General features: G+C 66.0%; 1 pseudogene. It reads right to left on the bottom strand.

What is annotated here, in order from left to right:
* Positions 1 to 300: pseudogene (locus EN824_RS34480) on the bottom strand (peptidase C14 caspase catalytic subunit p20); the annotation flags it as partial.

The following is a 300-nucleotide window of genomic DNA, read 5'->3' as shown; positions in this document are numbered from 1 at the left end:
GACCACAAGCGGTTTGACGGTGCCGATCTGGGGTTCGTACCGCAGGTGCTCGACTTCGCCGACCATCAGGCTTGAGTCGGGCGTCAGTGTTCGGTCAGGCAGGGATAGCGTTCCCGTCGCCGGATAGCTCGCCAGCTTCAGGCTGACTGCGGGGTCCTTGGTCGGGAAATCCAGCTTCAGCGGAACAGGACCGACGCCGACCGGAACGCTGATGTCGCGCGTTTCGATCGCCGCGGCTGCGCCGGCGATGTGGAGCCCGCGCTCCAGCACCTGTTGCTTCTGCTCGGCCTCGAGCGAGGC

The sequence above is a fragment of the Mesorhizobium sp. M8A.F.Ca.ET.181.01.1.1 genome, assembly GCF_004792025.1.
In the GTDB taxonomy this organism is placed as follows: Bacteria; Pseudomonadota; Alphaproteobacteria; order Rhizobiales; family Rhizobiaceae; genus Mesorhizobium.
The sequence above is the reverse complement of the archived record's forward strand: the minus strand, read 5'-3'. Positions and strand labels throughout refer to the sequence as shown.